This window comes from Phaeovulum veldkampii DSM 11550 (assembly GCF_003034995.1).
GTDB lineage: Bacteria > Pseudomonadota > Alphaproteobacteria > Rhodobacterales > Rhodobacteraceae > Phaeovulum > Phaeovulum veldkampii.
The window spans coordinates 1-7199 of sequence record NZ_PZKF01000068.1 but is presented as its reverse complement, the minus strand read 5'-3'; the positions used below and the strand labels follow the sequence as shown (position 1 = coordinate 7199).

Below are 7199 nucleotides of genomic sequence, written 5' to 3'. Positions count from 1 at the left end.
CTGATCTCCCTGTGAGCGATGCATGCCGTATGGCGGTTTTCGACATTGTGCCTTTTCATGAAGGGTTTTCGACCGGCATGACCGAGTTTCGGCAGGAAGACTGGATCGCGCGTTCAGAGATCGATTGAGGGCTTTCGGCAGGCCTGCGGGGGAAAGGCGCAGGGCAGCCCGCGCGCCAGAAGAACTGGACGAAGGGCGTGTGGCCGTGACGGATGGGATACGTCCAGACCACGGACCCGCGCTCCAATCTTCATGCAGCACATACATTTTGGCCTATAAACGACTGTAGTTAATATAAAATAAAGTAACTGTAAGACCTCCGCCTGTCCCGCGGAACCCACCCCCCGCCTTTCGACCGCGGTTCTCGCTGCCGCAGTCCGCAAGACGGATTTCTCGCCCACCCAGTCAGCCGAAACCACTGCCCCTGGGACGCCCAACGCTAAATACGCCCGCCCATCCGCAGCGCATTGCCTTCCACCAGCTCCGCCGTCTGGACCACGTAGCCTTCGGTCGCGCCGGGCAGACGCGTGACCGCCTCTGTCACACCGACACGGTTGGCGACGATCCCATCGATCAGTTCCCGGACCCGCGTGAGCACATCCCTCGGGCGGAAGCCGACGTCCTCGGCGATGGTCGCCCAATGCCTGGCCGCGATCCCCTCGGATGTGCGTTTCTTGCCGGCGATGTTCTGGGCATAGGCCTGCACGACATGGGGCCAGGCCAGCACGGAGGAGACATCGTAGAGCGGGGCGAGACGCGGCGGAGCGGCGATGGGCAGGATCAGGGAATAGTTCTTGGCATGGGCGTCGGTATTGGCGACGAGGATATTGAAGATCACCTGGTCGAGCAGAGCCAGGGCATCTTTCGCACCGACATGTCGCCCCGTTCGCAAGAGGCTGGCGAGGTCGAGCCCGGGCCGCGTGCCGCGTTCGTATTTCCGGCCCGGCGGGAGGCCATTCGCCTGCGCGAAATCCTCCTGATGAAGGCGCTGCACCTCGCCCTGTCGCCCCAGCCTGCGGTCGTAGCGCAGGACGGCGATCGCAGAGCGGCCGCTGGCCCGCAGGATGGTCGCCTCGGCCGCCGGAATGCCGATCGCTGCGGCGAGCCTGAGGCACCAGACCTCGTTCTCGGTCAGGCCGGGCAGGTTCGGATTGTCCGGCTTCACGATCAGGGTCGAGGGGGCGCCGTGCAGGGGAACGGCCAGGACATCGCCCGGTTCCGGCAGACGTAGGACCGGATGGCCCTCCGGGTCCAGCACCGCGAGGGCGGATTTCTTCTGACCGCCGGCCAGCGACTGGCGAACGCCCTCCTCTCCCGCCAGAAAGGGGCGTCGACCGAGATCCTCGAAATGTCGCTCAAGCGCCTCGGCCGGGTCGTCAAGGCCATAAAGCTCGGTCAGCGGCCGCCAGGCCCAGCGGGCGCGATCCGTCGGCGCGCCGAAGGACAGCGCCCCCGCCGTATCCCCGCCGATCTGTTCCAGCAGGGCCAGCACATCTGCCTGGTCGATCCCCAGGGAGCGGGTCAGGATGCGGAGCTGCTCTTCTTCCGGCAGGAGGTTTGCGAGCCAGGGCGCGATCACCTCGGAGGGATGGGGCGCGGCGCGCAGGGGCATCGTGACCGAGAGCGGAAAGGCCCCGTCGGCCAGACGCCAGCGGTCGCTGTAGCGCAGCGAGAGCGCCCCGTCAGCGGCGACCTCGATATCTGCTACATGGAGCGCGTCGAACCAGATCGGGACCTGCCGCATCACAGGAAGCCCTTCAGGTCGTAGCCCTCACCGACGTCCGGGCTTCCCTCTTCCCGGCCCTCTTTCCCTTCCGCCAGCAGAACCTCCAGGGGCAGGCGCAAGGCCGCCGCGATCCGGGCAAGGGTTGTCAGTCGGACATCCCGCTTTCCGGTCTCAATGAGCGACAGCGCCGGGCCACTGATCCCGCAGAGGCGGGCGAGCTGGTCAAGCGTGAGCCCTTCCGTCCCGCGCCGCGCACGGATCCGCTGCCCCACCTCGGTCAGAAGCCGCGCGTCAGGTTCGGATGTCATGGCCTGCGCCTCCGGAGATGACTTACCGTTTTCGGTAATTCTTAGAGACAATGGGACCGGAACACAAGAAACTTATCGTTTGCAGTAAGATCGCACCGCAAGGCCGACACCCGATGACCAGTTTATCCTATTCGGTAAGATTACTCATTGAGAGCCTTCAGATGAACCACGAAGGGTCGAGCCTGGAGGGGCGACACAGCGTCAGGCAGATCGCTCAAGCCTTCCCCTGTCGCGGCAGCACATGACGTTCCGTGGCCCCCTGTTCGAGCGGAATGCAGGCCGTCTTGCAGCCCATGTCGGCAAGGAAGCTCACCAGGCCCACGATCGTCTTGAACTCGCGTGGCTTGAACAGACTCCGGCTGGTGACCAAAGCCTTGGGCGAACTGCCATCCGGCAGGAGGGCGCGAATGACCCAGCTCCCGTACCAACTGTTGTGGCGCTTCTCGGGACCGTCCTTGCAGACGACCTCCAGCACATAGCCCTCAGCCAGAAGACCACGCAGGGTCTCCTCGGTGACCACATTCGGCGAAACGTCCATCTTACCCCTCTCCCGGTCGCGGATTCCTCCGCAGCGCCGAATTCCTGCAACAAGGCCGCCGTCTTGCTACCGAACCATGCGGATGATCTCAAGGCAGCCTTTTCGTCGGTAGCGCGGCCCCGTGATGAAGCTGGTCCAAGGGGTTTCCCGCAGTAGGCTTGGGCCAAGTTGGGTACCTTTCGGCTGACATGAAGCACCCTCCAGACTTTTCCATCGCTGTCTTGTTGAACGGGTAATGCGTTTGCCTTACCTTGCGTCTACAGAGTGAAGGAGAATCACATGCTGGCTGAACTCAAGGTCGAGTCCACGCTGACGGACAAGTATCAGACCACGATGCCCGGCGTCGTGCGTAAGGCGCTGGGCCTGAAGAAGCGCGATCGGATCTCCTACACCATCCTGCCTGAAGGCGACGTCCTGCTCCGCCGCGCTACGGATGCTGCGGAAGACCCTGCCATCGGCGCGTTTCTCGCGTTTCTGGCAGAGGACATCCGCCAGAATCCCGGCCACGTCCGTGGCCTGGACGCGCCGGTGCGCGCCAAGCTGGCCGAGCTTATCGACGGTGTCGAAGTGGACCTCGATGCGGCGCTGTCGCCCGAAGATGAATGACGGATGCCTTTAACGTGCCGTTGGTCGTGAACGGCTGGACCCTGTTCGCGCACCCTTTGTTTCTTGATCAGGTGGCGGAACTTGCCGAAAAGGTCTCGGCCCTGAAGGCCGCAAACCCAGCTGGCTATCGCAGCAAGAACGCAACCAAGCGCCTTGCTGCGATCAACAAGCTGATCTTCGAGGAAATCCCGACCGACCCCGCCGACCCGAAGTTCCGACAGGGCAATACGCTTGGCGACGAGCACCGGCACTGGTTCCGGGCAAAGTTCTTTCAGCAGTACCGGCTTTTCTTCCGCTTTCACGCCGAAAGCCGCATCATCATCTTCGCCTGGGTGAACGACGACACCACGCTACGCGCCTATAACAGCCGCACGGATGCCTATCGGGTGTTCAAGGGCATGCTCGAGGACGGCAACCCGCCCGACGATTGAAAGGCACTGATGGCAAGCGCTCAGTCTGCGTCCGGACAGCTTGCCGCGTTGATCGAGCAGAAGTGACGCTGCATCCCAAGTCGAAGAACTGCTGAAATGGATGACAAGGAACCGGGCTAAACCAACAGCGTGGCTGCCTTCGGAGCAGCATGAGCGGGTAGGCGATCGGCCGTGGCCAAACGTAGCTCCTCAATCCGGCAGCCGGTTTTCAACGTCCGGAAGAAAGTCTCTATTTTCCAGCGCAGGGCGTACCATTCGAGCTTGTTTACAGCCTCCGCGTGGCACCCGACGGGCAGGTTCGTGATCAACTTCCAGAGTAGGGGTTCCCTGTCTTCCGGCGGATTGAGTTCCTCGGCATGGATGATCTGTAGTTCCTGGTGTCGGTATTTCCGCTGCTTTCCGATCGGCGGACAGACCGTCATCGTGGCATACCGGACCGACAGGACCGCGCACTGCTCCTTGCCCTGCGCATCCCGGAACCGCACCTCGTGGGTGCCGCTCGCCTGCACCTCTGCCATGACTTTGGCGATGGTAGTCCCGCCATCTTCTGCCAAGCGGTTGACGCAGCTCCGGACCAAAAAGCCAGTCCCGAGTTCCTCTATCAAGCAGTACAGCTCGTAGATGTCACTCTCCCTGTCGCCGACATGCACACAACGTTCCGGCGAACCCGCCAACTCGGTTGACAGGCGCAGGTTGTCGAGCCAGCGCATGCTTTCCTTTTGTTCAATGGGCACGCGGGTCGGATTGATCTTGCGCTTGAGCGCGGCGGTGCCTTTGAAGGCGGCGCGGGACCAGAATTTTGCTGCCGTCAACCCGAGCGGCAGACCGTCCGGGGTGATCGCCAGGCTGGCATGCATCTGGAACCCGCAGACCACATGTTTCTTACGCCTGCCATCCTTCAGCTTCTGCCCGGTCGAGACATGGGTGAATCCAATTTTTTCCGGAGACGCGCGCTTAAAGTTGAACTCTGTCGTATCCTGCAGGATAAGAATTGGACCGCTGGTTGCCTGGATGCGCAGGGCAGAAGCCGCAAAATGCCCCTCTAAAATTCTATGTTCGCTGACATTCCCATTGGAAAAGAAACGATAGGCCGCCTTGGTGTTCGACCAGTCCTGAAACGCCGTCGGCAGTGATTTACCCGGTCGCTCCCCGAGGGCCTCGAGTATCGCGCCGAGCCTGCGGTTCAATCGCTCATCCCCTAGGTCGCAACCGGCGGTTTCTGTTTTCACCCAGCTCTGTCCCATGCTTGCACCTCCTATTCGGTGCCACATGACGAATCATGATCGTATCATCATCGCCAAGACCATTTATGGTAGGTGAATCAATTTACCACACCACTTGTGGGTAACTGCAAGCCTCGCCGGATGTTTACAGATCGCAAGCGTCTCTTGCGACAACAAGATCGCGTTGCAGTTCGACGTCATCGCCTTGACGGCGGCAAGGCAGGCAGCGAACGGACGCATGCAGAACAGAACATGATCCTCTCTGCTCTCGCAAAGTATCGTTTTTCGATACTTTGCGAGAGCACATTGCCGGGCAGGCCGGATCGCCTAGCTGACGGACCTCGTTATGGCTGAGGAACTGTCAGGCCAAAACTGAAACGACACTCCATGACAGCGGTCCGCCGCTGTCTGCCACCGACCGATAACATCAGCCTGCACAAAAAGGTAGCAACAGCAACAGCGCTCGATGCACTTGCGCAAGGTATCATTTTTCGATACTTTTCGCATGTGAAAAGCGAAAAACGTCATGCTCGAGACTACGTCACCGAACTCGCCAGCGGCGGGCGCCTTAGCTTTACGACCACTGAAGCCCAGGCATGGCTCCAAGTTTCCTCTGACGCCACCAAGCTGGCGCTGAACCGACTGCTGAAGAAAGGTCTTGTCGCAAGCCCCGCGCGTGGCTTTTACGTCGTTGTTCCTGCTGAGTACCGTTCGCTTGGCTGCTTGCCGGCTGACCAGTTTATCCCGGCGCTGATGGCGCGCCTTGGACTTCCCTACTATGCGGGCATTCTGACCGCGGCGCAGTACTACGGCGCGGCACACCAACGCCCACAGACCTTTCAGGTCTGCCTTGAAAAGAACCGAAGGCCAATCGCATGTGGGTCAGTCCGCGTCACCTACATCGCGCGCAAGGCGATCAGGCAGGTTCCAGTTCGGACGTTCAATACGCCCCGCGGAGTGATCCAAGTCTCGACGCCGGAAGCAACAGCAATAGACTTGGCAGGCTATCCCGACCACGCGGGTGGTCTAGACCAGGTCGCAACCGTTCTCTCAGAATTGTCCGAAGCGCTTTTGCCTGAGCTCCTCGTCAAGGCGGCTGAAACGGCACCAACGCCCTGGGCGCAACGCCTTGGCTACCTGCTGACCCTCGGAGACGGGGTGAACCTGACGAAGCCGCTCGAGGATTACGTGCAGGCGCGGGCAAAGAAACATGTGCTCTTGGCACCGAACAACCCAAGCGAGGGTTGGCGGGACGATCGCTGGAAACTCGTCGTGAACGAGCAGGTGGAGCCGGAGTTTTGATTCCACGCGACTTCATTACCGAATGGCGCAGCCAAGCACCCTGGGTGCAGGACTTTCAGGTCGAGCAGGACCTCGTCATCAGCAAGGCGCTTGTCGACATTTTCAAACATCCGGTCCTCAATGGGGCGCTCGCTTTCCGCGGTGGCACCGCCCTATACAAACTGTTCCTGAAGCCTCCCGCGCGATACTCGGAGGATATCGACCTTGTTCAGGTGTCAGCTGAGCCTGCCGGTAATGTCATGGATGCGCTGCACGAGGTGCTCGATCCTTGGCTTGGGAGGCCCCGATACAAGCAAACCGACGGCCGCGTGACCTTCAGCTATCGATTTGCATCGGAGGAGAGCCCGCCGATCCTGCTCAAGTTGAAGGTCGAAATCAACACACGCGAGCACTTTTCGATCTATGGCGTGCAGCCGGTGCCCTTCTCCGTCGCATCACGTTGGTTCCAAGGCGCCTGCGACATCCCCAGCTATGGGCTCGAAGAACTTCTAGGCACCAAGTTGCGCGCTCTTTACCAGAGGCGAAAGGGACGCGACCTGTTCGATCTCGCCGTTGCGTTGACAAAGGCAGCGCCGGATGAAGAACGGATCGTCGGCGCCTTTCGCGCCTACATGGATCACGGCGGCCATCACGTGACTCGAAGGCAGTACATCGAGAACCTGACCGCCAAGATGCAGAACCACGAATTTCGCTCCGATATCGGCCCTCTCCTCGCCGGCGGAGTGGCCTGGGACATCGAACCCATGGCGGAGCTGGTTTCACAAACCCTGATAGCGCGGCTTCCCGAAGTCTGAGCGGACATCGCGTGTCGCATGCCTACGGCTCGAGCCTGACGTTCGTCGTCGTGTTTGAGCCCAGAAGTCCTTCTCGACCTTCGTACCACAATCCTGGCAGCGCGCATCGAAGCGACGACGGACCCAGTCCAAACCCACCCCAAAACGCCGGTCGGTCCAGTCATCCAAAGGACCTACTCTGGCCTACGCCAGAGCGCGAAAATCTGCGATCAAAACAGGAACATCCAGTGCACACACCGTCTTGCAAGGCATTGTTTTTTATATGAAATAT

At 60.7% G+C, this 7199-nt stretch carries 8 protein-coding genes; 4 read left to right on the top strand and 4 right to left on the bottom strand.

What is annotated here, in order from left to right:
- Nucleotides 1-439: 439 nt before the first annotated feature.
- From C5F46_RS15330 to C5F46_RS15320, 3 genes are all read right to left on the bottom strand, one after another.
- Nucleotides 440-1744, bottom strand: coding sequence for a type II toxin-antitoxin system HipA family toxin (locus C5F46_RS15330; RefSeq protein ID WP_207186745.1), 1305 nt, complete (start codon nt 1742-1744; stop codon nt 440-442).
- Nucleotides 1744-2034, bottom strand: a complete 291-nt coding sequence (locus tag C5F46_RS15325) for a helix-turn-helix domain-containing protein (protein WP_107326189.1) — start codon at nt 2032-2034, stop codon at nt 1744-1746. Before C5F46_RS15325 ends, C5F46_RS15330 begins: the two co-directional genes overlap by 1 nt.
- A 214-nt stretch (nt 2035-2248) precedes the next feature.
- Nucleotides 2249-2572, bottom strand: a complete 324-nt coding sequence (locus tag C5F46_RS15320; protein WP_107326188.1) for a hypothetical protein — start codon at nt 2570-2572, stop codon at nt 2249-2251.
- 279 nt (nt 2573-2851) lie between these two features.
- Between C5F46_RS15320 and C5F46_RS15315 the strand changes: the two genes are divergently transcribed.
- Entirely contained in the window at nt 2852-3178 is a 327-nt protein-coding gene (locus C5F46_RS15315) for a type II toxin-antitoxin system PrlF family antitoxin (protein ID WP_107326187.1), read from the top strand.
- On the top strand, nt 3175-3609 hold the full coding sequence (locus C5F46_RS15310; RefSeq protein ID WP_107326186.1) for a type II toxin-antitoxin system YhaV family toxin: 435 nt from the start codon (nt 3175-3177) through the stop codon (nt 3607-3609). Before C5F46_RS15315 ends, C5F46_RS15310 begins: the two co-directional genes overlap by 4 nt.
- Nucleotides 3610-3725: 116 nt before the next feature.
- Here C5F46_RS15310 and C5F46_RS15305 read toward each other — a convergent pair whose 3' ends face one another.
- On the bottom strand, nt 3726-4853 hold the full coding sequence (locus C5F46_RS15305) for an IS4 family transposase (protein WP_201161507.1): 1128 nt from the start codon (nt 4851-4853) through the stop codon (nt 3726-3728).
- Nucleotides 4854-5219: 366 nt separating this feature from the next.
- On the opposite strand from C5F46_RS15305, the gene C5F46_RS15300 reads away from it, so the two are divergent.
- Nucleotides 5220-6134 (top strand): type IV toxin-antitoxin system AbiEi family antitoxin, encoded by a 915-nt coding sequence (locus C5F46_RS15300; protein ID WP_201161508.1) that lies wholly within the window; start codon nt 5220-5222, stop codon nt 6132-6134.
- Nucleotides 6131-6928, top strand: coding sequence for a nucleotidyl transferase AbiEii/AbiGii toxin family protein (locus C5F46_RS15295; RefSeq protein ID WP_107326184.1), 798 nt, complete (start codon nt 6131-6133; stop codon nt 6926-6928). Before C5F46_RS15300 ends, C5F46_RS15295 begins: the two co-directional genes overlap by 4 nt.
- The last annotated feature ends 271 nt before the right edge of the window (nt 6929-7199 follow it).